The 25,678-nt window shown below is 62.5% G+C and carries 28 protein-coding genes and 2 tRNA genes; 21 read left to right on the plus strand and 9 right to left on the minus strand.

Annotated features, from left to right (window positions below):
- Positions 1-13 precede the first annotated feature (13 nt).
- The 8 genes from tolQ to nadA all read left to right on the plus strand — a co-directional run bounded on the left by tolQ (position 14) and on the right by nadA (position 6,383).
- The gene (gene tolQ, locus BTO32_RS02730; RefSeq protein WP_076722884.1) at positions 14-703 is read left to right on the plus strand and encodes a protein TolQ; all 690 of its coding nucleotides are present in this window, start codon (positions 14-16) and stop codon (positions 701-703) included.
- Between the two features lie 31 nt (positions 704-734).
- A complete protein-coding gene (gene tolR, locus BTO32_RS02735; protein ID WP_076722885.1) occupies positions 735-1,181 on the plus strand; it encodes a protein TolR in 447 nt (148 codons plus the stop codon).
- A gap of 79 nt (positions 1,182-1,260) precedes the next feature.
- On the plus strand, positions 1,261-2,211 hold the full coding sequence (gene tolA, locus BTO32_RS02740) for a cell envelope integrity protein TolA (protein ID WP_076722995.1): 951 nt from the start codon (positions 1,261-1,263) through the stop codon (positions 2,209-2,211).
- 15 nt (positions 2,212-2,226) lie between these two features.
- Positions 2,227-3,540: a Tol-Pal system beta propeller repeat protein TolB gene (gene tolB, locus BTO32_RS02745; RefSeq protein ID WP_076722886.1), complete on the plus strand. Its 1,314-nt coding sequence runs from the start codon at positions 2,227-2,229 to the stop codon at positions 3,538-3,540.
- Positions 3,541-3,601: 61 nt separating this feature from the next.
- Positions 3,602-4,162, plus strand: coding sequence for a peptidoglycan-associated lipoprotein Pal (pal, locus tag BTO32_RS02750; RefSeq protein WP_076722887.1), 561 nt, complete (start codon positions 3,602-3,604; stop codon positions 4,160-4,162).
- Between the two features lie 29 nt (positions 4,163-4,191).
- Positions 4,192-4,971 carry a tol-pal system protein YbgF gene (gene ybgF, locus BTO32_RS02755; protein ID WP_076722888.1) on the plus strand — a complete coding sequence of 260 codons (780 nt, stop codon included), beginning with the start codon at positions 4,192-4,194 and terminating at the stop codon, positions 4,969-4,971.
- Between the two features lie 83 nt (positions 4,972-5,054).
- Positions 5,055-5,139 (plus strand) — tRNA-OTHER (locus BTO32_RS02760).
- A gap of 182 nt (positions 5,140-5,321) precedes the next feature.
- Entirely contained in the window at positions 5,322-6,383 is a 1,062-nt protein-coding gene (gene nadA, locus BTO32_RS02765) for a quinolinate synthase NadA (protein ID WP_076722889.1), read from the plus strand.
- A gap of 19 nt (positions 6,384-6,402) precedes the next feature.
- Here nadA and BTO32_RS02770 read toward each other — a convergent pair whose 3' ends face one another.
- On the minus strand, positions 6,403-7,884 hold the full coding sequence (locus BTO32_RS02770; RefSeq protein WP_076722890.1) for a M48 family metalloprotease: 1,482 nt from the start codon (positions 7,882-7,884) through the stop codon (positions 6,403-6,405).
- Between the two features lie 160 nt (positions 7,885-8,044).
- On the opposite strand from BTO32_RS02770, the gene BTO32_RS02775 reads away from it, so the two are divergent.
- Together BTO32_RS02775 and BTO32_RS02780 are read left to right on the plus strand one after the other, a co-directional pair.
- Positions 8,045-8,272, plus strand: coding sequence for a sulfurtransferase TusA family protein (locus tag BTO32_RS02775; protein WP_076722891.1), 228 nt, complete (start codon positions 8,045-8,047; stop codon positions 8,270-8,272).
- 16 nt (positions 8,273-8,288) lie between these two features.
- The gene (locus BTO32_RS02780; RefSeq protein WP_076722892.1) at positions 8,289-9,368 is read left to right on the plus strand and encodes an AI-2E family transporter; all 1,080 of its coding nucleotides are present in this window, start codon (positions 8,289-8,291) and stop codon (positions 9,366-9,368) included.
- A 12-nt stretch (positions 9,369-9,380) separates the two neighbouring features.
- Here the strand turns inward: BTO32_RS02780 and BTO32_RS02785 are convergent, their stop codons facing one another.
- On the minus strand, positions 9,381-9,848 hold the full coding sequence (locus BTO32_RS02785; protein WP_076722893.1) for a peroxiredoxin: 468 nt from the start codon (positions 9,846-9,848) through the stop codon (positions 9,381-9,383).
- A 73-nt stretch (positions 9,849-9,921) separates the two neighbouring features.
- Here BTO32_RS02785 and dapA point away from each other — a divergent pair, with 73 nt between their 5' ends.
- From dapA to BTO32_RS02810, 5 genes are read left to right on the plus strand one after another with little or no spacing between them, the layout of a single operon-like run.
- Positions 9,922-10,800, plus strand: coding sequence for a 4-hydroxy-tetrahydrodipicolinate synthase (dapA, locus tag BTO32_RS02790; protein WP_076722894.1), 879 nt, complete (start codon positions 9,922-9,924; stop codon positions 10,798-10,800).
- A 34-nt stretch (positions 10,801-10,834) separates the two neighbouring features.
- Positions 10,835-11,926, plus strand: a complete 1,092-nt coding sequence (bamC, locus tag BTO32_RS02795; protein ID WP_076722895.1) for an outer membrane protein assembly factor BamC — start codon at positions 10,835-10,837, stop codon at positions 11,924-11,926.
- Between the two features lie 38 nt (positions 11,927-11,964).
- A complete protein-coding gene (purC, locus tag BTO32_RS02800) occupies positions 11,965-12,678 on the plus strand; it encodes a phosphoribosylaminoimidazolesuccinocarboxamide synthase (RefSeq protein ID WP_076722896.1) in 714 nt (237 codons plus the stop codon).
- Positions 12,679-12,732: 54 nt separating this feature from the next.
- The gene (locus BTO32_RS02805; RefSeq protein ID WP_076722897.1) at positions 12,733-13,476 is read left to right on the plus strand and encodes a TIGR04219 family outer membrane beta-barrel protein; all 744 of its coding nucleotides are present in this window, start codon (positions 12,733-12,735) and stop codon (positions 13,474-13,476) included.
- Between the two features lie 10 nt (positions 13,477-13,486).
- Positions 13,487-14,494: an NAD-dependent epimerase gene (locus tag BTO32_RS02810; protein WP_076722898.1), complete on the plus strand. Its 1,008-nt coding sequence runs from the start codon at positions 13,487-13,489 to the stop codon at positions 14,492-14,494.
- 28 nt (positions 14,495-14,522) lie between these two features.
- Here BTO32_RS02810 and BTO32_RS02815 read toward each other — a convergent pair whose 3' ends face one another.
- From BTO32_RS02815 to BTO32_RS02825, 3 genes are read right to left on the minus strand one after another with little or no spacing between them, the layout of a single operon-like run.
- Positions 14,523-15,467, minus strand: coding sequence for a 5-oxoprolinase subunit C family protein (locus BTO32_RS02815; protein ID WP_076722899.1), 945 nt, complete (start codon positions 15,465-15,467; stop codon positions 14,523-14,525).
- Positions 15,464-16,198: a 5-oxoprolinase subunit PxpB gene (pxpB, locus tag BTO32_RS02820; protein WP_076722900.1), complete on the minus strand. Its 735-nt coding sequence runs from the start codon at positions 16,196-16,198 to the stop codon at positions 15,464-15,466. The genes BTO32_RS02815 and pxpB overlap by 4 nt, the downstream gene beginning before the upstream one ends.
- On the minus strand, positions 16,198-16,935 hold the full coding sequence (locus tag BTO32_RS02825) for a 5-oxoprolinase subunit PxpA (protein ID WP_076722901.1): 738 nt from the start codon (positions 16,933-16,935) through the stop codon (positions 16,198-16,200). The genes pxpB and BTO32_RS02825 overlap by 1 nt, the downstream gene beginning before the upstream one ends.
- Positions 16,936-17,236: 301 nt before the next feature.
- Here BTO32_RS02825 and BTO32_RS02830 point away from each other — a divergent pair, with 301 nt between their 5' ends.
- The 4 genes from BTO32_RS02830 to BTO32_RS02845 all read left to right on the plus strand — a co-directional run bounded on the left by BTO32_RS02830 (position 17,237) and on the right by BTO32_RS02845 (position 20,734).
- Positions 17,237-18,211 carry a TRAP transporter substrate-binding protein gene (locus BTO32_RS02830; protein ID WP_176282690.1) on the plus strand — a complete coding sequence of 325 codons (975 nt, stop codon included), beginning with the start codon at positions 17,237-17,239 and terminating at the stop codon, positions 18,209-18,211.
- 39 nt (positions 18,212-18,250) lie between these two features.
- A complete protein-coding gene (locus tag BTO32_RS02835) occupies positions 18,251-18,790 on the plus strand; it encodes a TRAP transporter small permease (RefSeq protein ID WP_076722902.1) in 540 nt (179 codons plus the stop codon).
- 4 nt (positions 18,791-18,794) lie between these two features.
- Positions 18,795-20,099: a TRAP transporter large permease gene (locus BTO32_RS02840; RefSeq protein WP_076722903.1), complete on the plus strand. Its 1,305-nt coding sequence runs from the start codon at positions 18,795-18,797 to the stop codon at positions 20,097-20,099.
- A 71-nt stretch (positions 20,100-20,170) separates the two neighbouring features.
- On the plus strand, positions 20,171-20,734 hold the full coding sequence (locus BTO32_RS02845; RefSeq protein WP_084206749.1) for a winged helix DNA-binding protein: 564 nt from the start codon (positions 20,171-20,173) through the stop codon (positions 20,732-20,734).
- On the opposite strand, the gene BTO32_RS02850 is transcribed toward BTO32_RS02845, so the two are convergent.
- The 3 genes from BTO32_RS02850 to BTO32_RS02860 form a co-directional block, all read right to left on the minus strand.
- Positions 20,726-21,553 (minus strand): RluA family pseudouridine synthase, encoded by an 828-nt coding sequence (locus BTO32_RS02850; RefSeq protein ID WP_342742300.1) that lies wholly within the window; start codon positions 21,551-21,553, stop codon positions 20,726-20,728. The two genes, BTO32_RS02845 and BTO32_RS02850, sit on opposite strands and share 9 nt — an antisense overlap.
- Positions 21,554-21,606: 53 nt before the next feature.
- Positions 21,607-21,683: transfer RNA gene (locus BTO32_RS02855), tRNA-Val, on the minus strand.
- A 53-nt stretch (positions 21,684-21,736) separates the two neighbouring features.
- Positions 21,737-22,696, minus strand: a complete 960-nt coding sequence (locus BTO32_RS02860) for a DMT family transporter (protein ID WP_076722905.1) — start codon at positions 22,694-22,696, stop codon at positions 21,737-21,739.
- A gap of 196 nt (positions 22,697-22,892) precedes the next feature.
- On the opposite strand from BTO32_RS02860, the gene BTO32_RS02865 reads away from it, so the two are divergent.
- Positions 22,893-23,309 carry a transcriptional regulator gene (locus BTO32_RS02865; protein ID WP_076722906.1) on the plus strand — a complete coding sequence of 139 codons (417 nt, stop codon included), beginning with the start codon at positions 22,893-22,895 and terminating at the stop codon, positions 23,307-23,309.
- Between the two features lie 41 nt (positions 23,310-23,350).
- On the opposite strand, the gene galU is transcribed toward BTO32_RS02865, so the two are convergent.
- Positions 23,351-24,187, minus strand: a complete 837-nt coding sequence (gene galU / locus BTO32_RS02870) for a UTP--glucose-1-phosphate uridylyltransferase GalU (RefSeq protein WP_076722907.1) — start codon at positions 24,185-24,187, stop codon at positions 23,351-23,353.
- A 399-nt stretch (positions 24,188-24,586) separates the two neighbouring features.
- Between galU and BTO32_RS02875 the strand changes: the two genes are divergently transcribed.
- Positions 24,587-25,660: a ShlB/FhaC/HecB family hemolysin secretion/activation protein gene (locus BTO32_RS02875; protein ID WP_076722908.1), complete on the plus strand. Its 1,074-nt coding sequence runs from the start codon at positions 24,587-24,589 to the stop codon at positions 25,658-25,660.
- Positions 25,661-25,678: the final 18 nt, after the last annotated feature.

The following is a 25,678-nucleotide window of genomic DNA, read 5'->3' on the forward strand; positions in this document are numbered from 1 at the left end:
CAGGAGTTCTAAGGTGGAGTCAGAAGTTTCAGTCTGGTATCTCATTTCCAACGCCGGTGTGCTGGTGAAGTTGGTGATGCTGTTACTGGTGTCGGCATCGGTGATTTCATGGGCCTTGATTTTCCAACGCCTTCAGGTGTTCCGGAAGGCCAAGCGGGCGCAGCTCGCCTTCGAGGAGCGGTTCTGGTCGGGCATGGATCTGGGGCAGCTGTACCGGGAGGTCAGCGCCGATCCGACGCCGTTTTCTGGTATGGAAGCGGTGTTTCGGGCCGGATTCAAGGAGTTCTCCCGGCTGCGGCAGCAAAGCCGGGACGCCGACGCGGTGATGGAGGGAACCCAGCGTGCCATGCGCGTGGCCTTCTCCCGCGAGCAGGAACGTCTGGAAACCCACTTGCCGTTTCTTGCCACCGTGGGTTCCACCAGTCCGTATGTGGGTCTGTTCGGGACCGTGTGGGGCATCATGAACTCCTTCCGGGGGCTGGCTCAGGTGCAGCAGGCAACCCTGGCTACGGTGGCGCCGGGCATTTCCGAGGCTCTGATCGCCACCGCGATGGGCCTGTTCGCGGCCATCCCCGCCGTCATTGCCTATAACCGTTTTTCCGCCATGTCGGATGCGCTGCTTAAGAACTACGAGACGTTCGCCGAGGAGTTCTCCAGCATCCTGCATCGTCGCGTGCACAGCAGCGAAGCGAGCGCGGCCTGATGACTGACCACGGCAGCCGGAGGCGGATGTGATGAAGGGCATGGGAATGATGCCGCAGCAGCGGCGTAAGCCAATGTCGGAGATCAACGTCGTTCCCTATATCGACGTGATGCTGGTGCTGCTGGTGATTTTTATGGTCACCGCACCGATGCTGACACAGGGTGTGAAGGTGGACCTGCCTCAGACCAGCTCCGACCCGATCCAGTCGGAGAAGGACGTAGAGTCGATTGTCGTGTCCGTGGACGCCAACGGCGCCTACTATCTGGATGTGGGGGACAAGGGCAGCCGGCCAATGTCCCTGTCCGAATTGAGGGAGCAGGTGAGCAAGATTCTGTCCCAGCGTAGCAACAGCGAAGTGCTGGTGCGCGGCGACGAGCACGTGGACTACGGCAAGGTGGTGCGCCTGATGGCGGAGTTGCAGAGTGCCGGGGCGTCCAGCATCGGGTTGATCACGGAAACGCCCCGGGATGACGAGTGATCGGGAAAAGCCGGGAGTCGTCGTGACGAATCGGGAACGCAAAGTCACCAGTACCGGTACGCCGCCCTGGAAATCACCGGTGGCCCTGTCGCTGTTGTTGCATCTGGTGATCGTGCTGGTGGCGGTGACCGGTTGGACTTGGTCCAGTCCGAGCCATGAACCGCCGCCCCGGAGTATTTCCGCGCGTCTGATCTCGCAGCAGCCGGAGCCGAGTCCGGTCGTGGATACCCGGGACCAGCCTGACCGGGACCAACAGCGGCGTGCCGAACAGGAACGTCAACGTATCGAGGAAGAACGTCGCAAGGCCGAGGAAGCGCGCCGGCAGGCTGAAGCTCAGGCCCGGGAAGTCGAGCGCCGCAAGGCAGAAGAGGAACGCAAACGTCAGGAAGCGCTGGCCCGGGAGCGGGAAGCGAAGGCCAAGGAGGCGGCCCGCCAGAAAGCGGAAGCCGAAGCCAAGGAACGGGCCCGACAGAAGGCCGAGGAAGAGCGCAAGCGCCAGGAAGACGCGAGGAAGAAAGCCGAGGAGGAGCGCCGTCGCAAGGAGGAGCAGGCACGGCGGGAGCGCGAGGAAGCCGAACGCCGCAAGGCGGAAGCGGAGCGCAAGCGCCTGGAGGCGGAGCGCCGACTCCGTGAGCAGCAGCTCGAAGCCCTGGCCGAGGAAGCCCGTCGCGCCGAGGAGGCGGAGGCCCTGCGCCAGCAACAGGCGGCGGCTGCAAAGGCTCGGGAAGCCCAGATGCTGTCTGAAAGCGAAAAGTATCAGGCGTTGATTCGCGAGCGCCTGAGCGCAGCCTGGTACCCGCCGTCCTCGGCCACGGAGGAAATGACTGCGCGGTTACAGATCACCCTGCTGCCCACAGGCGAGCTGGCAGACGTGAGACTGGTCAGCGGTAGCGGCAATGCGGCGTTCGACAACTCCGCCCTGAGCGCGGTGCGCTCGCTGAACCGCTACCCGGTGCCGGATGACCGGGAAACCTTTGAGCGCTATTTCCGTCAGTTCACTATAGAGTTCAACCCACGCCGGTTGAGATAAGGATTGGAACCGATCATGACCTATCGCACCTGGATGACCTTCCCCCGCGCCGCCGCAGCGATACTGGCCGCCTGCTTGGTGCTGGTGGCCCCCGCCAGGGCGGAATTGCTGATCCGGATTACCGAGGGGGCGGATGCCGCCATTCCCATTTCGGTGGTCCCATTTGCCGAGCAGGGCGCCCTGCCACCGGGAGACAAGGTGAGCCGGATTGTCCGGGATGACCTCACCATGAGCGGAGAGTTCCGCCCCCTGCCGCCGGAAAAGATGCTCAGCCTTCCGTCCCGCCGGGAGGATGTGTTTTTCCGTGACTGGCGTCTGCTGGGGCAGCGCTATGTACTGGTGGGCGAGCTGAGCCGGCAAGCGGACCGGGTCACCGCCCGCTATGAGCTGTTCGATGTCAATCAGGAAAAACGGATTCTGGGGGAGTCGGCCGCGGCCTCGGTGAATAATCTGCGCACCCTGGCACACCACATCAGTGACAAGGTGTACGAGGCCATTACCGGTGTGCCCGGAGCCTTCTCCACCAAGCTGGCGTATGTCACCGTCGACAATGCCAACGGCAAGCCGCGTTATCGCCTGCAGGTCAGCGACGTGGATGGCAAGCGTGCCCGGATCCGCCTGGAAAGCCGCGAGCCGATTCTGTCGCCGGCCTGGTCGCCCGATGGCAAGGCACTGGCCTACGTTTCCTTTGAAACCGGCAAGCCGGTGGTCTTCGTGCATGAGCTGGCCACCGGCAAGCGTACCAAGGTGGCGGACTTTCCGGGGCTGAATTCAGCGCCGGCCTGGTCGCCCGACGGCAAGGCACTGTTGCTGACCCTGTCCAAGGACGGCAACGCTGAAATCTATCGGATGGAGCTGGCCAGCGGTGCCCTGAAGAAGCTGACCAACCATTGGGCGATCGACACCGAGGCGACCTACGACGCTACCGGCGAGGGCATATTCTTCACCTCCGACCGTTCCGGCGGCCCCCAGATATACTATATGGAGCGCATCGGCGCGGAGCCCCGTCGCATCACCTTCGGCAGCCGCTACAATGCCCGGCCGCGCCCGGACGGAACCGGGGACTATGTCTACTATGTGCACCAGCGCGACAGTGCCTTTCATATCGCGCGGACCAACCTGAAAACAGGGGACGAAACCATTCTGACACGCACGCAGTCGGATGAATCCCCCAGTGTTTCTCCCAACGGACGCATGCTGATTTACGCCACCAAACAGGGTGAGAACAGCGTGCTGACGGTCATCTCGGCCGATGGCGGGGCGGCCTACAGCCTGCCTGCCTCGGAGGGAGACGTTCGAGAGCCGGCCTGGGGCCCGATTGTCCAGTGATGGCAATCGGATGGCCCGGGCCAACGTTCAACCATAATCCACCATGACAAAGGAAGACATCATGAATCTGTCTGTACAAACCAAAGCGTTTGCCCTGCTGGCCACCCTGGGCCTGATCGCGGGCTGTAGCTCCAACCAGACCATGGACGACGGTGCCTATGACAGCGCATCTGACGTGGCGGCCATCGATCAGTCAGGCGGCTCCACCGTGTATGGCGGCAGCGATGACGGCGGTGTTTCCGCCGAGACCCTGACCGAAGAGGAACGCATGGCCGCCGAGCAGGCCGCACTGCGGGAGATCACCACCTTCTACTTCGACTTCGACACGTCGGAGATCAAGCCCGAGGCCCGCGACGTACTGGTGGCTCACGCACGCTATCTGGCCGAACACCCCAATCAGCGCGTCCGTCTGGAAGGTCATGCCGATGAGCGCGGCACCAAGGAATACAACCTGGCCCTTGGTGAGCGCCGTGCGAAGGCCGTGCAGCGCTTCCTGATCGTCAATGGCGCTTCACGTGGCCAGATCGAAACCGTAAGCTATGGTGAAGAAAAGCCGGCGGTGATGGGGTCCACCGAAAGCGCCTGGGCGCAGAACCGTCGGGTTGAGCTGGTATTTGAATAATCACCCAGAGTAAGGAATCAGGTGTGTCCATGAGAAAAACGCTCATGGCGTCTGTCCTGGTGCCGCTTGTCCTTGGTCAGGCGGCCCCCCTGCAGGCGCAGTCTGCGACTCCGGCCTTCCAGAACAGCGCTTCCGAAGCGCAGCGCAAGGCGGTGAACAATCAGGCAACCGCGGAACTGTTCTACATGATTCAGCAGTTGCAGGAGGATGTTCGCCGCCTGCAGGGTAAGGTGGAGGAGCAGCAGCACCTGATTACCCAGTTGCAGGCACAGGGACGGGATCGCTACATCGACCTTGACCAGCGCATTCTCGACCTATCGGAAAAGCTCAATGCCCAGCCGACAGCGGCTGGCGAGGGAGCGTCAGCCACGCCGGCCGCGTCGGGGCAGGGCACGCCCGTGGCCACCCGGGATTACCGGGCACCGGGCGCCGAGGAACAGAAGGATTACAACGCCATTCTGGATTTGATCCGCAACCAGAAGGCTTACGACCAGGCCATTTCGCGCCTGTATGAATTTATCGACCGGTACCCCGAGGGGGATCTGACGGTCAACGCCTATTACTGGCTGGGCGAAGTGTACCTGGCCAAGCCCCAGCTGGAGCAGGCCAAACAGGCGTTCACCATCGTCGCTACCCGGTACCCCGATCATCGCAAGGCTCCCGACGCACTCTACAAGCTGGGTGTGACTCTGGATCGCCTGGGCAGTCGGGAGGACGCACGGCGGTACATGGAACGGGTGACCCGGGAGTATCCCGACAGCGGCGCAGCGGGATTGGCGAAAAAATTCCTCTCATCCGCAAGCGGTTAATCACGCTCGAAAAAAATTTTGGAAGGCGCAAAAAAAAAAGGGTTGATCACCGGAAAAAAATCAGTACCATATGCGCCTCGTTCGGGTCGTTAGCTCAGTTGGTAGAGCAGTTGGCTTTTAACCATTTTAACCAATTGGTCGTAGGTTCGAATCCTACACGACCCACCAAATAACAGGCTCCCAGGAGCTTGAAAAAAAGAGCCTTCGGGCTCTTTTTTTTGTCCGTGGATGCCGCATATACCCGGGTGGAACGGGGGTGTGCCCATGATGACGGCGCAGGTTTGCAGATTCATGAAAAGCCGGTCATGGGTGTTATAATCCGCTGAATCAGGCAAGGCAGAGATACAGGAATGACACGAGCACAAGACCGTATTCTCGTTCAGGAGCACCTGGCCCACGAAGCAGAGCCGAAACCGCTGAGTGACCGCGAGAAAGCGGAGCTGGAGGCCTGCATCAAGGCGGAGCTCAAGGCCCGCGACGCCGTGCTCGTGGCTCACTATTACACAGACCCGGACATCCAGCGCTTGGCCGAGGAAACCGGTGGCTGTGTCGCGGATTCCCTGGAGATGGCCCGTTTCGGCAATCAGCATCCGGCGTCCACCGTGGTGGTGGCCGGCGTCCGCTTCATGGGCGAGACGGCGAAGATCCTGAATCCCGAGAAGAAGGTTCTTATGCCGACGCTGGAGGCAACCTGCTCCCTGGACGTGGGGTGTCCCGCCGACGAATTTTCCGCATTCTGCGACCAGCATCCCGACCGCACCGTGGTGGTTTACGCGAACACTTCGGCGGCCGTCAAGGCGCGGGCCGACTGGGTGGTCACCTCGAGCTGTGCCCAGGCCATTGTCGAGCATCTCGACAGCCGCGGCGAAAAGATTCTGTGGGCGCCGGACAAGCATCTGGGCCGCTACGTCCAGAAAACCACCGGCGCCGACATGCTGTTGTGGGATGGCTCCTGCATCGTGCACGAGGAATTCAAGTACCGGGGGCTGGAAGACCTCAAGGCCCTGTATCCGGACGCCGCCGTTCTGGTGCATCCGGAGTCGCCCGACGCAGTCGTCGAAATGGCGGATGTGGTGGGCTCCACCTCGCAGCTCATCCATGCCGTGCAAACCCTGCCCAATGACACTTTCATTGTCGCCACCGACAACGGCATCTTCTACAAGATGCAGCAACTGGCGCCCAACAAGACACTGATCGAGGCGCCGACCGCCGGGAACGGTGCCACCTGTCGCAGCTGCGCCCACTGCCCGTGGATGGCGATGAACGGGCTGGAAAACCTGCTGGAAGTACTGCGTACCGGCAGTCAGGAGGTGCATGTGGACCCGGCGCTCCGGGCGCGGGCGCTGAAACCCCTGCAGAGGATGCTGGATTTCACCGCCGGCATGAACCTGAAGGCGGCCGGTAACGCCTGAGGCGCCGCCGCCACGGGGCTCAGCTCTTCCGCTGGGCCTCCATGCGCCGGGCAATGGTGGAGAGCCGCTCGGTGACGGCCTGTCGCTGGGGAGAGCCCGCCGGCAGTTTTTCCTGGGCCTGCCGAAGCTGGCGCTGGGCCGACTCCAGATCACCCATCAATACATCGTATTCGGCTCGGGCCTGGTGTACGCCCACGATGTTCCGGGCCAGCCCCTCCGCTTCCGCGAGCCGCAACCACAGATGTTCCTGCTGTGGCAGGTCCCGCGTCAGCTTCCTCAGATGGTCCGCCGCCGCCTGGCCGTCGCCGGCTTTGATTTCCGCCTCCGTCAGGGTGTAGGTGATCGGGTAGTTGCCGGGGTTGCGCGCCAGCGCATCGGACATCAGCTGTTGCGCTTCCCCGGTTTTATCCTGGGCAATCAGGGCTTCGGCCAGCGTTACGTTGAGGGTGATGCGTTCCGGGTTGTCGCTCAGCAGTTTTCTGAGAATCTCCTCCGCCTTGCTGGCTTGATCGTTGGCCAGGTAGGCGACGGCAAGCCCATACTCGATGGCCTGATGGCGTTGGGCTTCCGGGTCTTCCAGGTACGCCCGGAAGGTGTTGACCGCGGCCTGGGGCGAGGATGCGTAGTGCACCTGGAGGCGGGCGCGCATGAGGTGATATTCCTGCCCGTCCCGAATGTCCAGATGCGGGTACTGCTCGGCGCGGTTTCGGCTGTCCGCCACCCGGTTCTGGGTCAGGGGGTGGGTGGACAGATACTCCGGTACCTGATTTCCCTGGAGCCGGTTCTGCCGCATCATAATCTCGAACATCTCCGGCATGCCTCTGGGGTCCATGCCCGCATTGGCAAGAATTTCCATGCCGATGCGGTCCGCTTCCTTTTCGTTGGCCCGGCTGTAGGCCAGCATGTTCTGCGCGGACAGGGCCTGGGTGCCGGCGATGGTGGCGATGCCGATGTCGGACTGGGTGACCGCGGAGAGCACGATGCCAGCGATCACGCCGGCCAGGGTCAGCGGCGCGTTGTTGGCCTGTTGTTCGAGGCGTCGGGCGAAGTGGCGTTGGCTCAAGTGCGCCAGTTCGTGGGCGAGGACAGAGGCGAACTGTTGTTCGGTCATGGCATTGAGGAACAGGCCTCCGTTCACGCCCACCACGCCACCGGGTACGGCAAAGGCGTTGAGCTGAGGGCTGTCGATCAGGATCAGGGTCAGGTTGCGATCCTGCAGCGGCGCAGCCGGCACCAGTCGATAGAGGATGGCGTTCAGGTAGTCGTACACCAGAGGGTCGGTGATCCGGGGCGTGGAACGCCGTAGGGACACCATCACCTGCCGGCCGATTTCCGCTTCCTGCTGCTCCGAGATCAGCCCGCCGCCGTTGCCGCCGATGGTGGGGAGGTCGCTGTCCTGAGCCTGCGCTGTCGAAATGCCCGGGCTCAAGGCCAGGGTCAGGGCCAGACCGCCGGCGCGGAGCAGCGGGAGGGGACGTGGTCGGCCGTGTTGACGCTTCATGTACTTCCAATTGCCTCTGAATGGGGTTGCCGATTGGACAGCCGCGCGTACGGAAAAGTTCTGTACGGCAGCTTACCAGTTCCTATAGTGCAATACCGCTTTTCTCTCGGCATAATGCGGGCTTATCACTGGATACCGTCTGAGTGGGTGCGTTCACACTATGGCCGATCGACTGCTGGATGCCTCCGGGCTGAGATGCCCCATGCCGTTGCTGAAAACCAAACTTGAGCTCAATGCCATGGCGCCGGGCGAAACGCTGGAAGTCATCGCCACCGATGCGGGCTCGGCGCGCGACATACCGGCATTCCTGGCGCTGTCGAAACATCGCCTGATCCGCCAGACGGAGCTGAACGGCCAGTTCCGGTTTGTGATACAGTGCGGCGGCTAACCGAGCGGAGACATTGATGGTCAGGATTTTACGCGGTCTTGCGCACAAATACTTTTCAGATGAAGAAGCGGTCATTCTTTTCCTGCTGCTGGTGGCCGGCACCTTCTTCATCATCTGGTTCGGGGCCATGCTGGCGCCCGCCATTGCTTCCTTGATCATCGCCTTCATCCTGCAGGGGTTGGTGGTGAAGCTCAACCGTCTGGGGGTGCCGGAAACGGTGTCGATCCTCGGGGTTTTCCTGCTGTTTCTGGGCGCCCTGGTGGGGGTCATCTTTGGCTTGCTGCCGCTGATCTGGACCCAGGTGTCCCGGTTGGCGGGCGAGGCGCCCCGGATCATCCGGGAAACCCAGTCCTACCTGGAGCTGCTGCCGGACCAATACCCACAGCTGATCTCCGCCGAGGCGATCGATACCATGTACCAGCAGGTGTCCACCGAGGTGGGTCAGCTCACTCAGTGGCTGGTGTCGTTCTCGCTGTCCAGCATTCCGGACCTGGTGGCGCTGCTGATCTACATGGTGCTGGTGCCGATCCTGGTGTTTTTCTTTCTGAAGGACAAGGAAGAGTTGCTTGGTTCCATTGCCAGGCTGCTGCCGCCGCAACGCCCGCTGATGCTGAAAATCTGGCACGAGGTCAACCTGCAGTGTGCCAACTATGTCAGGGGCAAGGCGCTGGAAATCGTGATCGTCGGTGGCGCCACGTATATTGCCTTCAAGCTGCTGGGCATGCCGTACGCGGCCCTGCTGTCGTTGTTGGTGGGGTTGAGTGTTGTGATTCCCTACATTGGTGCCGCCGTGGTGACCATCCCGGTGGCGATGATAGCTCTGTTTGCCTTTGGCTGGGGCTCCCACTTCATCTGGGTGATGGTGGTCTACGGCATCATTCAGGCGCTGGATGGCAACGTGCTCGTGCCCATCCTGTTTTCTGAGGTTAACAACCTGCATCCGGTAGCGATCATCGTCGCGGTCCTGTTCTTTGGCGGGATCTGGGGGTTGTGGGGGGTGTTCTTTGCCATTCCTCTGGCGACTCTGCTGAAGGCGGTGTTCGCGGCCTGGCCGGTGAAGGAAGTGCCTCCGCCACCGGCCGGTGAGCTGGGCTGATCGGGGCCCGGCTCAGAGCGCCTTGACCGCCTCCAGCACCTCGTCGGCGTGGCCCTTGACCTTGACCCCGCGCCACTCCTTCCTGAGGACGCCGTCCCGGTCGATCAGGAAGGTGCTGCGGTCGATGCCCATGTACTCCTTGCCATAGAGCTTCTTCAGCTTGATGACATCGAACAGCCGGCACAGGGTTTCATCCTGGTCGGAAATCAGATGAAACGGGAATTCATATTTGGCCCGGAAGTTCTCGTGTGCTTTCAGTCCGTCCCTCGATACCCCGAATATGACGGTGTCCAGGGCTTCGAACGCCGCTATCCGGTCGCGGAAATCCTGCCCCTCGGTGGTGCAGCCGGGGGTGTTGTCCTTGGGGTAGAAGTAGATCACCACGTTCTTGCCGCGCAGGTCGGCGAGTCGAACGGTCTGATCGCCGGTGGCGGGGGCTTCGAAATCCGGAACGGGTTGGTTCAGTTCTACGGTCGGCATGACATCTCCTTAATTCCCTTGTGTCAGTTCCAGCCCAACATTACCATATCGGTTTTATTCGGACGGAGTTTTTATGATTACGGGTAGCCTTGTCGCACTAGTTACGCCCATGCATCCGAACGGTGAGGTGCACTGGGAGGAACTGGACCGTCTGGTGGATTTTCACATCGAAAACGGCACGCATGGTATCGTTGCCGTGGGCACCACCGGCGAGTCCGCCACCCTGGATCCCGAAGAGCACTGCCAAGTGATAGGGCACATCATAAAACGCGTCGATGGCCGCGTACCGGTGATTGCCGGCACCGGCGGTAACAGCACCCGCGAGGCGATCGATTTGACCTCCGAGGCCCGGAAACTCGGGGCCGATGCCTGCCTGCTGGTGGTGCCTTACTACAACAAGCCAACCCAGGAAGGGTTGTATCAGCACTTCAAGACCATCGCCGAGGCGGTGCCGGACATGCAGCAGATGCTGTACAACGTACCGGGCCGGACCGCCTGTGACATGCTCAACGAAACCGTTCTCCGCCTGGCTGACATTCCCAATATCGTGGGTATCAAAGATGCCACCGGCAACATCCCGCGCGGCATCGAGCTGATCGAAGCGTTGCAGGGGCGTCTGGTGGTGTATTCCGGTGACGACGCCACCGCCGCCGAGCTGATGCTCGCGGGCGCCAAGGGCAATGTCTCGGTCACTGCCAACGTCGCGCCCAAGGCTATGGCGCAGCTGTGCGAGGCGGCGATTGCCGGCAATCGCGAGGAGGTCGAGCGACTCAACGCGCTGCTGATGCCACTCAACCGCAAGCTGTTTCTTGAGGCCAACCCAATCCCGGTGAAGTGGGCGCTCCATCGTATGGGCCTGATCAGCGAGGGCATCCGCCTGCCGCTGACACCGCTGAGCGAGAAGTTCCACGGCGAGGTCGAGGATGCCCTGAAAGCCGCGGGCGTTCTCTGACGTTGACCCCCTATCCTTGAACCGGAGTAACGCGATGCAGGTTCCTGGGAGAATTCCCGTCGTCTGGCGTGGCATCGCCGGCCCCCTGGCGGCCGGGTTGCTGGTGCTGGCGCCCATGCTTTCCGGCTGCAGTCTGCTGGAAGACCGTTCCGAACGCTATGTCCAGGCCAGCGAAGGGCCGGAGCTCAAGGTGCCGGACGGTGTGGATGGCAGCCGTTTCGGGCAGGCCATGCCGATTCCGCCACTCGCCGACGGCGATTCCCGGAAGCTCTTTCCGGACGACATTCCCCGCCCCCCCGACATGACCTCGGAAATCCTCCAGGAAAACTACGTTGTGGAGGAACTGGACGGCCACGCCTGGCTGCTGGTGAACGAGGTGCCCGGCCGGCTCTGGCCCCAGGTTACCGCCTACCTGAACGAACGGGGTCTGGGGGTCGCCCATGACAGCCCGCAGCTGGGGGTCATGCAGACCGAGGTGGTGAATTTCAGCAAGCGGGCCCGAGACTTGGTCGAACTGGCGGATCAGCCGTCCGGGGCGGAACCCCGGGTGGTGCTCCAGGCCAAGGTGGCTCCCGGAATCCGCCGCAAGACCACCGAGATTCACCTGACGGTGCGCACGTTGCCGGATACCCCGGACGGGCTGTTGCCCTGGGAAGAGGGCCCCGAGGAAACGCTGGACCTGCAGAAGAAACTGCTTACTGACCTCGGCAGCTTTCTCAAGGCCAGGGAAGAAAGCAAATCGTTTTCCCGTGCGGCCCTTGGTCTGACCGGCGAGCCGTTGGTGAAACTGGTTTCCCAGGACGAACAGCCGGTGGCCATCCGGATGGAGCTGGACTTTGGCCGGGCCTGGGCTGAGGTGAACCGGGCACTGTCCGAAGCCAGGATCGCCATCGTCGACCTGAACCGGAGCGAAGGCTGGTTCTATGTGGATTTCCGGACGGAGGACGAGCGGTCGTCCGGCTGGTTTGGCTGGTTCAGCGACGCCGAGGAACCCCGTCATACCCATACCCTGACCGTGCGGGAGCAGGATGGGGCGATCCTGGTCGAGGCGTCGAAACTGGAGAGCTATGACGGCGAGCAGTCGGCTGGCGACCTGTTGTCCAGACTGTTCGAATATCTGTACTGATTGAGGCGGCGGCGATCCGCAGCCTCTCGGAGAAACCAATGGAAAAGCGCGAAGAACTTTACTCAGGCAAGGCCAAGTCCGTCTACCGCACGGACGACCCCGACCGGTTTGTCCTGGTATTCCGGGATGATACTTCGGCGTTCGACGGCCAAAAGAAAGAACAGCTCCAGCGCAAGGGCATGGTGAACAACAAGTTCAATGCCTTCATCATGGAGACGCTGGAAGCCGCGGGTATCCCTACCCATTTCGAGGGTTTGCTGTCGGACACCGAATCCTTGGTAAAGAAACTGGACATGATTCCGGTGGAGTGCGTGGTCCGCAACGTGGCCGCGGGCAGCCTGTGTCGTCGCCTGGGTGTCGAGGAGGGTCGGGAACTGAACCCGCCCACCTTCGAGCTGTTCCTCAAGAATGACGAACTGCACGATCCGATGGTCAATGAGTCCCTGGCCATCAGCTTCGGTTGGGCCACCGAGGCGGAGCTGGCGCGGATGAAAGAGCTGACCTTCCGTGTCAACGAGGTTCTGAAAAAACTGTTCGACGACGCGGGCATGCTGCTGGTGGACTACAAACTGGAGTTTGGCCGCAGTGGCGGGCAGGTGGTTCTGGGTGACGAGTTCAGCCCGGACGGTTGCCGCATATGGGATAAGGAAACCCGGAAGAAAATGGACAAGGACCGCTTCCGCCAGAGCCTCGGCGGCGTTATCGAAGCCTATGAGGAGGTCGGGCGGCGCCTGGGCATCCGCTTCGACTGATCACCGGGAGAACACGCAACCCGGTTACACACCAACAATAAGGGAAGGTGCGTTATGCGTAAGTTGATGATGGCTCTGGGCGGCTCCCTGGCACTGGCTGCCCCGCTGGCCCAGGCTGATGTCGTCGGCCTGGGTGCGAGTGTCAATTACTGGGATTCCGATCTGTCCGGAACGGCGGCCACCAACGGCGATGCCGTGGATATCGAGAACGAACTGGATCTGGAAGGGGACAGTTCCGCCAATGCCTCGCTGTATCTGGAGCACCCGATTCCGGTGCTGCCCAATCTCCGCCTGAGTTACACCTCCATCGACCAGAGTGGCCGGGGCGAGCTGGGGTTGTCCGGCTTTGACGACGTGCCCGCCGGTGCCGAGGTGCGTTCGGACCTGGAGCTGGAACAGCTGGACCTGACCTTCTACTACGAAGTGCTCGACAACTGGGTCAACCTGGATCTCGGTTTGACCGCGCGTGACTTCTCCGGTGAGCTGGTGGTACAGCAGCTGCCCGCCGTTCCGGGAGCGGCGGTGAGTAAGACCAGCGTTGATGCCGTGCTGCCCATGGTGTACCTGGCGGCCCGCTTCGACCTGCCGCTGACCGGCCTGTCCATTGGCGCGGAAGGCAATGCGGTGAGTTACAGCGGCGATTCCATGCACGATTACAACGTGTACGGCCAGTATCAGTGGTCGCTGCTCCAGTTCCGTGCCGGCTACCGTCAGCTGTCGATCGATTACGAGGATGACGACGACCGCCTGGATCTCGATCTCGGGGGTCCCTTTGTCAGCTTCGGCGTGACCTTCTGAGGAGGGGGGCGTGAGGGTTCTGGTAACGGGAAGCGCGGGGTTCATCGGCTTCCATGTGGCCCGGCGGCTGCTGGCAAGGGGTGACGAAGTCGTTGGTGTCGATAACCTCAACGACTATTACGACGTCAGCCTGAAGCAGGCCAGGCTGGAGCGATTGCTCGGGCAGCCCGGCTTTACCGACGAGCGCGTGGACGTGGCGGACCGCAGCGCGATGGCGTCGCTGTTTGCCCGTTACCGGCCTCAGCGGGTGGTGCATCTGGCGGCCCAGGCCGGGGTCCGTTACTCGCTCCAGAATCCGCACGCCTACGTGGATTCCAATCTGGTCGGCTTCATGAACATCCTTGAGGGGTGCCGGCATCACTCGGTGGAGCATCTGGTGTATGCCTCCAGCAGCTCGGTCTACGGTGCCAACGAAACCATGCCGTTCTCGGTGCACGACAACGTGGACCACCCGCTGAGTCTCTATGCCGCCTCCAAGAAGGCGAACGAGCTGATGGCCCATACCTACAGCCATCTGTACCAGCTGCCCACTACCGGACTGCGGTTCTTCACTGTGTATGGCCCCTGGGGGCGCCCGGACATGGCGCTGTTCATTTTCACCCGCAGGATTCTGGCGGGCGAGCCGATCGACGTGTTCAACCACGGCCGGCACCAGCGGGACTTCACCTACATCGACGACATCGTCGAAGGGGTGATCCGAACGCTCGACCACGTGGCTGAGGCGAACCCGGACTGGGACGGTACCTGCCCCGACCCCGGTACCAGCCGGGCACCCTATCGTTTGTACAACATCGGCAGCAACCAGCCGGTGGCGCTGTCGCGTTTCATTGAGATCATTGAAGCCTGCACCGGTCGCGAGGCGAACAAGCGCTACCTGCCGATGCAGCCGGGTGACGTTCCCGCCACCTACGCCAACGTCGATGACCTGATCGCGGACGTCGGCTACAGGCCCGAGACCTCGATTGAGGAGGGTATTGCCCGGTTTGTGGACTGGTACCGGGACTTCTACCGGGTGTGAGGGGTGTTGGGACCCGGCACCCGCCTAGCTACACCTGCTCGGCAAAGAACCTCAGGAATTGCCGCTCTTCCAACTGTGCTTCGTGTAGCGTGGTGGCCCGGAACCGGATTGCCGTCCCGGGTGGCCGCTGGGCCAGCGCATCCAAACTCCGGGGTGTGACCGCACCCAGTTTGGGATAACCGCCAATCGTCTGCCGATCGTTGAGAAGAACGATTGGCTGGCCATCCGCCGGCACCTGAATGGCGCCCAGGCTGGTGCCCTCGGAAATCAGTGTTTTGCCCAGAACGTCCAGTGCCGGGCCCTTCAGGCGAGCGCCCATCCGGTCGGTCTGAGGGGTCAGCGTGTACTCGGACGCAAAGAAACGGGCCAGAGTATCGGCCGGGAAACGCTCCACCTGGGCGCAGGGGATCACCGCCAGTTCGAGGGGGGCGCGATAGTCTGGCTGCCAGGGTTGCGGCACTTTCCGGACCGGCACTGGCTCCAGCGACGGAGGGCAGGGCAGGCGGTCCCCGGCCTGCAGGGGCCGGCCGTCCCGGTGCAGGCCACCGGTACCTTCCCGGGTGAAGGTGGCACAGCTTCCGCCCAGGCCTGGAGGCACCCGAAACCCGCCCCGTACCGCCAGGTAGGAGCGGATGCCGGTTCTGGGCGCGCTCAGGGTGACGGTGTCGCCGGCGTGAACGGCCAGCGTGGTCCACAGCGGGCGGGGCTGGCCATTGACGGTGCACTGTACCTCTGCGCCGGTTATCGCGATCTGGGTGTCCAGCTCGCTCTGGAACTCGATGCCACCAAAGGTGATTTCCAGGGCCGGCGTGCCCCAGGAATTGCCCAGCAACCGGTTGGCCCAGGCCCAGGCATGGCGGTCCATGGCGCCACCGGTGGCCAGGCCCATGTGCATGACGCCCCGGCGCCCGCCGTCCTGCAACAGGCTTAGAAATCCGGGTCGGGTGAACACGAAGCCGACCGTGGTGCTCATGGCTGCTCTCCCTTCCTTTCCCCCGATACCCATGGCATGTCGTCCAAACGTCCTCCCAATGCCAGGTATTCCTCCTGCCCGATGGCCCGAAACCGTACTCGCTGCCCCGCCGTCAACAACGAGGGCTGCGCTCGTTCCGGATCGAACAGGCGTAGAGGCGTACGACCGATCAGGTTCCAGCCGCCGGGTGAGTCGATTGGGTAGATGGCCGTCTGGGTATCGGCAATGCCCAGGGTGCCTGCGGGAACCTTGGCGCGGGGGGTGGCGAGTCTCGGTGTTGCCAGCGCCGCCGGCACTTCGCCCAGGTAGGCGAAACCGGGAGCGAAGCCAATGGCGAAGACGTTGTATTCCTGGGCCCGGTGGCGTTCGATGACTTGGTCCGGCGACAGTCCCGCTCGCTTAGCGACGGCGGCCAGATCCGGCCCGACGCTGGGATGATAGAAGACCGGAATCTCGATCACCTCGCTCCGATGGCTGCCGGGGCCGGATTGGGGCAGCTCCGCCAGGGTGTCGGCGATATCCCGGGTCAGCGACGCCAGGTCGTCCAGGCGCAGATCGTAGCGGATCAGCAGAGTGGTGTAGGAGGGGACTAGGTCCAGGATCCGGCCGTGCAGGCGCCGACGCAGGGCCTCTGCCGCTTGCTGGATGCGGGACACCAGGGCAATGTCGATGCGGTCGCCGAAATAAAGGGTCACGGTGTCGACCCCAGTCACCTGATATCGCCAGAGCATCAGCTACGAGCTCCCAGGGCCTGTCGGATGGCCTCGACCGCTGCCACCGATTCGGCATTGTCGCCGTGCACGCACAGGGTATCCGCTTCCAGTGTCAGCCAATTGCCGGTGATTGTACGGATCGGTCGACCGGCCGCCAGATCACTGGCCTGACGCACGATCAGGGCCGGGTCCTGGTGAACTGCGCCCGGCTGGGACCTGGGTACGATAAAGCCCTGGTCATCGTAGGCCCGGTCGGCAAACGCTTCTAGAAACAGTTCAATGCCATGGCGTTCACAGGCCTGCCTGAGCGGGGCATTGTCCGCGGTGGCCATGGCCATCAGCGCCAGGGGGCTGGGGGCGGTGGCCAGGGCCGTGAGCACCGCCTCCAGGATGGCGTCGTCGCGCATCATGTCGTTGTACAGTGCGCCGTGTGGTTTGACGTAGCGCACCCGCCCGCCCTCGGATTCGGCAATGTGACTCAGGGCGCCCACCTGGTAACGGATCAAGGCGGTGATTTCCTCGGGCTGGAAGGCCATCGAACGGCGCCCGAAACCCTGGAGATCCGGGTAGGCCGGGTGTGCACCCAGGATCACGCCGTGCTTCAGTGCCAAGCGAACGGTGCGGTGCATGGTGATCGGGTCGCCGGCATGAAAGCCGCAGGCGATGTTGGCCTGGTCGATGAGCGGCATGACGTGCTCGTCCATGCCCATCCGCCAGGCGCCGAAGCTCTCACCGATATCGCAGTTCAGTAACATGGCCGCCTCCGGATCGTAATTGCTGGCAGACTGTATGACTGCCTGAATTGTGTTCGATATGAGTAAATTATCGGTAAATTATCGTAGAGGCAAGCGGTAAATACGTATTTAATATCGATAAAAGGTTTGACATGCGCTTTTGGCGCCGCTAATTTGGCCAAATAAAGTACAGCCCGTGATGAGGGGGCGCAGTGGGGATGGCCGGTCCGGCGCCCTCTGGCCTCCCTGGCGCAACAGGCGCTCCCGGTTGCCGGTGACGGCTTCGGAGCGCGGAAATGACACTGGAGAGAAGGACAAGAACGTGAAGATCAACGCGAGATATCTGGCCGCATTCATGCTGTCCCTGATGCTGGGCCAGGCTCAGGCCGAGACCCACTGGGATATGCCTACACCCTACGGCGATACCAATTTTCATACCGTCAACATCCGTCAATTTGCCGAGGATGTCCGCGAGGCGACCGGTGGTGAACTCGACATCACCGTGCACAGCAGTGGTTCACTGATTAAACATCCTGAAATCAAGAATTCCGTGCGCCGTGGTTTGGTGCCTATCGGCGAACTGATCATGTCTCGGCTGGCCAACGAGGATCCGTTGTTCGAGGTGGACTCGGTACCCTATCTCGCGAGCAACTACGAGCAGGCCTGGAAGCTTTGGCAGGCTTCGAAAGCGGTGCTGTCCAAGCGTCTGGAGCGCCAGCGGCTGAAGCTGTTGTTTGCCGTGCCCTGGCCGCCCCAGGGTATTTACACCCGGTTCCCGGTGGTAACCGGCGATGAGCTTCGGGGGGTGAAGATGCGCGCCTACAACAAGTCCAGCGAACGCCTGGCGGAGCTGTTTGGCGCGGTGCCGACCCAGGTGGAAGTGCCGGACATCCCCACGGCATTCGGTACCGGTCGGGTCGACGCCATGATCACCTCGCCGTCCACCGGTGCCAACACCCGCGCCTGGGACTATCTGAGCCATTTCAACCACGCCCAGCTGTGGCTGCCCAAGAATATGGTGATCGTCAATATTCGCGCCTTTGAGGGGTTGCCCGAGTCAGTCCGGCAGGCCGTCGAGCAAGCGGCAGCGGAGGCCGAGCGGCGTGGTTGGGAGGCGAGTCAGGCCGAGACTGAGGCCAAGATCCGGATCATGGAGGAAAACGGCATCGTTGTGTCCGAACCAAGCGAGGCTCTGGTCAAACGGCTGCGGGCCGTGGGTGCCACCATGGAGCAGGAATGGCTGGAGCGCGCGGGCGAAGACGGCAAGGCGCTGATCGAAGCCTATCGTGCGCTCTGACGGGGACGGATTGACGCGGCGGCCACCTGGAGTGAACTGATGCGCGGGTTTCTGGATTCTTTGTACCGTCTTGGCGGCTACCTCTCGGCCCTGCAGCTGGTGCTCATCATGGCGATGGTGGTACTGCAGGTGCTGGGGCGCATTCTCGACAAGCTCTTGTTGGCGGTGGGCTTGAACGCCCTGGGGTTGCAGGTGCCCGGGCTGGCGGAGCTGGCGGGTTTCCTGTTGCTCGGGGCGACCTTCACCGGCCTTGCTTACACCTTCTCGGTCGGTGGCCACATCCGGGTGGATCTGTTGCATCGGGCACTGCCTGACGGGGTGCGCCGGGGGCTGGACCTCGGGGTGACGGCGGTGGCTCTGGCCATCACCGGCTACGCGCTCTGGTACTGTGGCCGGCTGGCCTATGACAGCTACGACTTCGGAGATGTCTCCATCGGTATGGTGCCGGTGCCGTTGTGGATTCCCCAGACCGTGATGGTGGTGGGGCTGGCGTGGCTGGCCGTTGCCCTGGCGGACGCCCTGGCCGGGCTGGTGTCCGGTCGTATCCGTCACCTCAAAGATGAATCCCCCCAGGAGTAGGACCATGGACATGATCTGGATGAGTCTGGTGCTTCTGGTGGGGCTGCTGCTGTTGCTGGGCGCCGGGCTGTGGGTGGCCTTCGCCCTGACCGGCACGGCCCTGGTTGCCCTGCATGCGTTCAGCGGCATTCCAGCCGGCGACAGTCTGGCGACGGCCTTTTACGGGGCCAGTGTGTCCTGGGAACTGGCAGCGCTGCCGATGTTCATCTGGATGGGCGAAGTGCTGTTTCGGTCGCGCCTGTCCGAGCAGATGTTTTCGGGTATCGCGCCCTGGGTGGGGCGGGTCCCCGGCCGCCTGTTACACACCAACATTCTCGGTTGCGGCATTTTTGCGGCGATTTCCGGTTCCTCCGCCGCCACCGCTGCCACCATCGGCAAGATGTCGGTACCGGAACTGACCCGTCGCGGCTACGACCGGCGCCAGATTCTTGGCACCCTGGCCGGCTCCGCCACCCTGGGGTTACTGATCCCGCCGTCCATCATTCTCATTGTCTATGGCGTGGCCACGGAACAGTCCATCGCCCGCCTGTTCGTTGCCGGTATTCTCCCGGGCCTGCTGCTGATGATGCTGTTTGCGGGCTATGTCGGTCTCTGGTCCCGATTCAACCCGGCGGGGGTGCCGGCCGAGCGCGAGGCGTCGCTGCCGCTGGTGGAGAAGATTCGCCGGAGCCGGCCCCTGATTCCGGTGGTGCTGCTGATTGTCGGTGTGATCGGCTCCATCTACGGTGGGCTGGCGTCTCCGACGGAGTCGGCGGCCATCGGAGTGGCCCTGGCGCACCTGCTGTCCTGGCGGGGCGGCTCGCTGAGCTGGCGAACGTTCGTGGAAGCGCTGATGGGGACGGTGAAGACCTCCACCATGATCGCGTTTATCCTGGTTGGCGCGCACTTCCTGACCGTGTCCATGGGGTTCACCGGTATTCCCCGGGAGCTGGCCGCCTGGATCAATACCCTGTCATTGTCACCGTACCTGTTGTTGCTGGCACTGACGGTGTTCTTCGTACTGCTGGGCTGCTTTCTGGACGGCATCTCGGTGGTGGTGCTGACCACCTCGGTCATCTTGCCCATGGTGCAGGCGGCGGGCATCGACCCGCTGTGGTTCGGTATCTACTTGGTGATCGTGGTGGAAATGAGTCAGATCACACCCCCGGTGGGCTTCAATCTGTTTGTGATCCAGGGGTTGACGGGGGAGAACATCGTACGGGTAGCGCGGGCGGCGTTGCCGTATTTCCTGCTGCTACTGGCCGGGGTGGTGCTGATCACGGTCTTCCCGCAGATCGTGACCTACCTACCCAGCCGGATGGGGAGTTGATAGACTCGCCGCGAGCCCGGGTGGCCCGGGCGGGTGAACCGTGAAGCGAACAGGACGGATAGGGTGGGCGTATGGGACATCTGAAAGAGACGGAATCGGCCGGGCAAGACGAGGCTCAGTCACCGCGGCGTACAGGCGTGGGGCCCATCGTATCCTCGGCCCACCTGTCCGGGCGAGCCGCCGAGCTGTCCGAGCTGGAGTTCGGGCTGATCGTGGCCGGTAATGCCTTCAACCGCTGGATGGTGCGCTGCATGACGGCTGCCGGACTGGCGGACATGAGCCCGCTTGATGTGTTGGTGCTGCATAGCGTTAACCACCGGGGGCGGGCCAAGAAGTGCGCGGACATCTGCCTGGTGCTGAATGTGGAGGATACCCACACGGTCACCTATTCCCTCAAGAAACTGCTCAAGCACGGCGTAGTGGTGTCCGAGCGCCGGGGCAAGGAAACCTTCTACTCGATCACCGAAAAGGGCGAGTCCGTCTGCCGTGCCTACGCCGAGATCCGCGAGAACTGTCTGGTGGATTCGCTGCGCACCCTTGGCTTTTCGAATACCGATCTGGGCTCGGTCGCCAGCTTCCTGCGAGGTATATCTGGCCTTTACGATCAGGCCGCCCGTTCTGCCGCGTCACTGTAGTCGCTGTTCATCCGGCAGCCCGTAGTCCACCGGGCGCCCCAGCAACGGGCAGGTGAAGGACAGCCGGACCGCCATCAGCTGCATCGGTACGGATGCCGCCGTGCCGTAGACGCGGTCGCCGACGATTGGGTGTCCGATGCCGGCCAGGTGTCGCCGGATCTGGTGTTTCCGGCCGGTCTCGATTCGAACCTCCAGCACGCTTGTGTCAGTGTCGGTTTCGGCCCGCAGTAGCCTGAGCCAGGTTCGCGCCGGCTTGCCGTCCAGGGGGGCGTCCAGCCGCTGCTCAGCAGGCTCTGGAATACCTTGAACCCGGGCCCGGTAGATTTTGCTCATGGTGCGCTCGGCAAAGCGACGTGACAGGGCGCCGGCGGCCTGCCGGTCGTGGGCGATCAGCACCAAGCCTGCGGCCTCGGCATCCAGGCGGTGCACCAGGAACACGGGGCGTTTCAGCGACTGTTCCACTCTTCTCAGCAGGCTGCAGTGATCGCCCCACTGGGAACCCTGAGTTAACAGGCCGTGGGGTTTGAACCAGACCGTGTAGCGGCGCTGGTCAGCCAACAGTGTTGGTTCGGGGGGCGTGCGTTCAAGCACCGCCGAGTCGTAGTAGAGCAGCAGCCGGGTGCCGGCGTCCAGTTCCTGCTTGGCCCGCCGCAGCCGGAGCTGCCGGCCCTTACGGAAGGTCCAGCAGGCGCCTTTGGTCATCGCATCCTTGATTCGGGATTTGGGCAAGCCGGAAGCCGCGCTCAGGGCGTCCACGGCGGTCTGGCGTTGATCAAGGGTGAGGTCCAGAGTGACTTTCATGGCGGAGCGCTCGGGCAAGAAAAAAGCCGCCTGGATGACTCCGGGCGGCTTTTGGAATTCTTTTGCAGGATTGGTAGGACCAGCCAGAGTCGAACTGGCGACCTCTACCATGTCAAGGTAGCGCTCTAACCAACTGAGCTATGGTCCTGTCCTGCAACGGGGACGCACTATACGGATTTCATTTGGGGTAGTCAACTGTTTTTATGCCAATTTTGTCGATTTCTTTTCCTGGATCCGCTGCTTCACCACTTTGCTGAGAGCGCCCCATCGGTTGACCACCAGAGCGGCGAAGATCAGGCTGCAGCCGGCCATCTGAAGCGGTGCCATGGACTCACCAAACCAGAGTGCCGCGAACAGGGCCACCCAGACCGGCTCCAGCACCAGAATAACGACGCCGTGGCTATGGGCGGAGAGCCCCTGGGCGTAGGTCTGCACCAGAAAGCGCCCGGCGGTGCCCACCAGGGCGCTGGCCAGGACCCAGCCGTACAGCGCCGGCGAGAGTGATGCCCCCAGCCCGGACCAGGGTTCGAGTACCGCCGACGCCAGCAGCGTGACCAGGCCCACGGTGGTGAGCGCCAGCGCTGTCAAGGGAAGAGCAGGAACTCTATGTTTTTCAATGTATTGTCCGTGTTTGTTAATCACAGTTCTTTGATTGGCGGCCCGCGTATTCAAGGTGAAATAGAAGGCGAAGATGGCAGCTGCGGAGACAAAGAACAGCTGACCGGCTTCCGGCCGAAAGCCGTTTTTCAGCGACAGCAGGGCCAGGCCGCAGACGGCGATGGGCAGGGCAAGCCAGGTGCTGACGGGTTGCGCCTCCCGGAACACCAGACGGGCGATGACCGGTACGAAGACCACGCCCAGGGAGGTCAAAAAGGCGCCTTCTCCCATGCTTTCTATATGCGCCAGCCCCATCACCCACAGGCTCATGGCGGTGCCGAAGACCAGACCCACACCCAGGCTGCGGCGCAGTTGATCGGCGCTCAGTTTGCGCAGTGCGCGACAGGCGATAACGGCCAGCAGCAGGCCGGCAATCAGGAAACGGACGGCCATGAACAGCAGCGGCGGCATCAGCAGAATGGATTCCTTGGAGAAAATCCAGCTGATGGCGGCCAGTAGGGTAACAAGGACCAGCAGCAGGTCCGATTTCCGGGCATCCGTCATGGTAGCTCACCGGCTGTGTCGGCAGAGGGACCGTCGAATATATAGTTTGCGAATTATGAAGGGAAGTGGACCAAGGGATGCATTTACCGCGCGGGGGGTTGTAGGATACGGAGGGTAGGATTCCGGAGTTGGCGGGATTCAGTCCGGCCCGCGGTAGAGGGTCACACGGTCCCGGCAGGGAAAAGAGGATGCCTCCATGCGCTATCTGCAATCGTTCAACCGCCGGCTCAGGCAGCTTCGGGAGGAGCGGCGGCTGTCCTGCTGGGATATCGCCCAGATCTGCAACGTGGATGAACCGGTGGTGCAGGGGTGGGAGGCCAGTGACCCGCGGCAACGCCGGTATCCAGGCGTGGTTGAGCTGCTGGATCTGTGCCTGAAGACGGAGACGGCGCTGGAGTCCCTGCTGGACCTGGACCCGCCCGGTGACAGCGGGCAGCTGGAATTGCCCGGGCTTGCCTTCAGCAACACGGACGATCTAACCAAGGCGCTTCGGGAACTGGAGCGGGAGATTGACCGTGTCCGGCTGTCGGAGGATGAGGCCGAGTTGTTGCGCCGGTTCCGGAAAAGCTCGTCCGAAAACCGGCGCATGGTGCTTCAGATTCTGGGGCGCTGACCCCGGGCCCCCGGGGCAGGCCCCGTTGTGGCCCGAGCGGATCAGTTTTCCTTCTTGTAGATGTTCTCGTAAACGTAGTTGGTGGCCTCGACGAAGCCGTCGATGCTGCCGCAGTCAAAACGACGCCCCTTGAAGCGATAGGCAAGCACGCAGCCGGTCTTGGCCTGCTCCAGCAGGGCGTCGGTGATCTGCACTTCGCCGTTTTTGCCGGCAGGCGTGCGCTCGATGATGTCGAAGATATCCGGTGTCAGGATGTAGCGGCCGATGATCGCCAGATTGCTGGGGGCGTCTTCCGGTGCCGGCTTTTCCACCATGTCGGTAATCCGGTAGAGCCCGTCCTTCATGGACTCGCCGGCGATCACGCCGTACTTGTGCGTCTCGTCTTCCGGTACCTCCTCGATGGCGACGATGGAGCAGCGGAACTGGTTGTACAGTTTGACCATTTGGCTCAGCACGCCGTCGCCCCCCTCGGGGCCAAGGCAGAAGTCGTCCGCCAGGACCACGGCGAAGGGGTTGTCGCCGATCAGGTTGCGACCGGTGAGAATGGCGTGCCCCAGCCCCTTCATCTCATTCTGGCGGGTAAAGGCAAAGGTGTTGTTGTCGATGAGTTCACGGATCGAGGTGAGCAGGTCTTCCTTGCCCGAGCCGGCGATCTGATGCTCCAGCTCATAGCTGATGTCGAAGTGGTCCTCGATGGCACGCTTGCCGCGCCCGGTGACGAAACCGAACTCGTGAATGCCCGCGGCGGCGGCCTCCTCAACCCCGTACTGCACCAGGGGCTTGTTGACCACCGGCAGGATTTCCTTCGGCATGGCCTTGGTGGCGGGCAGGAAGCGGGTGCCGTAACCGGCCACGGGGAACAGACATTTTTTGATCATTCCAATCGTCCTTAAGGTTTTGCTCGGATCGGTGACTGAATCCGTTTTCGGATGTCACGTTGTGACATTCACAAAGTGTACCGAGTCTAACCCAACTGGGCGCATAAAATGCAGGGGCCGGGATGGCGGTCCGGTTACGGAATTCTTGCGATTTGCTCAGGTTGGTGGATCACCTGTCCATTCCGGCGCCAGGTTTGTGTGCCTAGTACCTTGATTTAAAGATTAAATTTGTAAACTTTGGCAATTACGCCTGTCCTGGACCCCGCCCTTCCGATATAACGGAACCGTAATCATGATGATCCTGCGATGGGGGAGCGAAGTTTGCGAGCGGCGAGGGTGCTTGCACTGATTGGGTGCGTTTTTTTGCCCGACACGGTGTCGGCGGTTCAGGAACGTGGGGTGGCCCCAGACTGGGTCTACCATGCCGCGAACGTTCTGGACTCCGTCTCCGATTACCTCGCCAACCGGATCGAGGTGTCCGGCAGTTCCAGTCAGGACAGTGACCAATCCGGCGGGCACCTGGCGTTGGCCGGTAACGGGATCATCTGGGCTCAGCATGAGCTGGACCTGCGTTTTCGGGACGCCATGTCCCGCCAGGAAGGGAGTGTCGAGCAGTCGCTGGCGGTGGACTATTCCATGCCCTTTCTGGGTAATCAGGTGGAACTGGAGGTGGAGGACGGCCAGTACCGGAATGTCCTGCACGCCTCCGGTCAGCAGGTAGATACCCACGGCGGGTATCACTTCTTCCAGGTCACCGCGACCCGTCCCATCGGTTCGTTTGCCGGTATCGAGTGGCACGAGGTGCTGCGGCATTCCGGCCGGACCGAGAGCGTCTACGAAGACTCCCGCTGGGTCAGGGATTCCTCCTATCAGTTGTCCAGCTTCGGCCTGCAGTGCTCGAACAACCGTCGGCTGCCGGGGGGATTCCATGCTTCGACCCGCCTGGTGGCCGAAGGCGGGCTTGAATATCAGAGCACCGAGGAGGCGGTGGGGCTGAGTGCGGACCGGTCACGCTATCACCGTTTCGAGCTGGCCGCCTCGTTGCGGCGCCAGTGGGTGGGCTGGAACCTTGGCCTCCAGGGGCGTTACCAATTCGCGCCGGATACCCTGCCGGACGCCGAGCGGATCGAGGTGGCGGGAGCCAGCATTCTGTCCGGTTTCAATGGCCAGTCGGTGGCGGCGCCGGAGGGCGGATGGGCCCGGCTGAGCGCGGCCAGCCCGGTGTACCCCCTGCCGTTTGCGTCCCGTTTTCACTCGTCCTTGTCCTTGTCGGTCATGCGGGGCTGGGCCCCGGTGGATCTGGTGGGCGATGACGCGTTCGCCAGCGTCAGCGCCGGTGAGGTCTCGCTCAATATCCGCTCCCACGATTTCCACGCCAATATGACGGTTGGGCGTCTCATCGACTCGCAGCGGCCGGACGTGGCCATTCCGACGACGCCGGATGTGTCCCTGTCCGTGAGTCTGGGCATCTGAGTTTCCCTCCGCTGTTAC

The sequence above is a fragment of the Marinobacter lutaoensis genome (assembly GCF_001981305.1).
GTDB classification, from domain to species: Bacteria; Pseudomonadota; Gammaproteobacteria; order Pseudomonadales; family Oleiphilaceae; genus Marinobacter; species Marinobacter lutaoensis.

Excerpts from the sequence above, each read along its gene's own strand:
- dapA (WP_076722894.1), top strand. The coding sequence starts at position 9,922 with ATGATTACGGGTAGCCTTGTCGCACTAGTTACGCCCATGCATCCGAAC.
- BTO32_RS02770 (WP_076722890.1), bottom strand. The coding sequence starts at position 7,884 with ATGAAGCGTCAACACGGCCGACCACGTCCCCTCCCGCTGCTCCGCGCC.
- BTO32_RS02785 (WP_076722893.1), bottom strand. The coding sequence starts at position 9,848 with ATGCCGACCGTAGAACTGAACCAACCCGTTCCGGATTTCGAAGCCCCC.
- tolR (WP_076722885.1), top strand. The coding sequence starts at position 735 with ATGAAGGGCATGGGAATGATGCCGCAGCAGCGGCGTAAGCCAATGTCG.
- BTO32_RS02805 (WP_076722897.1), top strand. The coding sequence starts at position 12,733 with ATGCGTAAGTTGATGATGGCTCTGGGCGGCTCCCTGGCACTGGCTGCC.
- BTO32_RS02780 (WP_076722892.1), top strand. The coding sequence starts at position 8,289 with ATGGTCAGGATTTTACGCGGTCTTGCGCACAAATACTTTTCAGATGAA.
- BTO32_RS02825 (WP_076722901.1), bottom strand. The coding sequence starts at position 16,935 with ATGTTACTGAACTGCGATATCGGTGAGAGCTTCGGCGCCTGGCGGATG.
- purC (WP_076722896.1), top strand. The coding sequence starts at position 11,965 with ATGGAAAAGCGCGAAGAACTTTACTCAGGCAAGGCCAAGTCCGTCTAC.
- BTO32_RS02835 (WP_076722902.1), top strand. The coding sequence starts at position 18,251 with ATGCGCGGGTTTCTGGATTCTTTGTACCGTCTTGGCGGCTACCTCTCG.
- pxpB (WP_076722900.1), bottom strand. The coding sequence starts at position 16,198 with ATGCTCTGGCGATATCAGGTGACTGGGGTCGACACCGTGACCCTTTAT.
- galU (WP_076722907.1), bottom strand. The coding sequence starts at position 24,187 with ATGATCAAAAAATGTCTGTTCCCCGTGGCCGGTTACGGCACCCGCTTC.
- bamC (WP_076722895.1), top strand. The coding sequence starts at position 10,835 with ATGCAGGTTCCTGGGAGAATTCCCGTCGTCTGGCGTGGCATCGCCGGC.
- BTO32_RS02840 (WP_076722903.1), top strand. The coding sequence starts at position 18,795 with ATGGACATGATCTGGATGAGTCTGGTGCTTCTGGTGGGGCTGCTGCTG.
- BTO32_RS02775 (WP_076722891.1), top strand. The coding sequence starts at position 8,045 with ATGGCCGATCGACTGCTGGATGCCTCCGGGCTGAGATGCCCCATGCCG.
- BTO32_RS02815 (WP_076722899.1), bottom strand. The coding sequence starts at position 15,467 with ATGAGCACCACGGTCGGCTTCGTGTTCACCCGACCCGGATTTCTAAGC.
- ybgF (WP_076722888.1), top strand. The coding sequence starts at position 4,192 with ATGAGAAAAACGCTCATGGCGTCTGTCCTGGTGCCGCTTGTCCTTGGT.
- pal (WP_076722887.1), top strand. The coding sequence starts at position 3,602 with ATGAATCTGTCTGTACAAACCAAAGCGTTTGCCCTGCTGGCCACCCTG.
- BTO32_RS02845 (WP_084206749.1), top strand. The coding sequence starts at position 20,171 with ATGGGACATCTGAAAGAGACGGAATCGGCCGGGCAAGACGAGGCTCAG.
- BTO32_RS02865 (WP_076722906.1), top strand. The coding sequence starts at position 22,893 with ATGCGCTATCTGCAATCGTTCAACCGCCGGCTCAGGCAGCTTCGGGAG.
- tolB (WP_076722886.1), top strand. The coding sequence starts at position 2,227 with ATGACCTATCGCACCTGGATGACCTTCCCCCGCGCCGCCGCAGCGATA.
- BTO32_RS02860 (WP_076722905.1), bottom strand. The coding sequence starts at position 22,696 with ATGACGGATGCCCGGAAATCGGACCTGCTGCTGGTCCTTGTTACCCTA.
- nadA (WP_076722889.1), top strand. The coding sequence starts at position 5,322 with ATGACACGAGCACAAGACCGTATTCTCGTTCAGGAGCACCTGGCCCAC.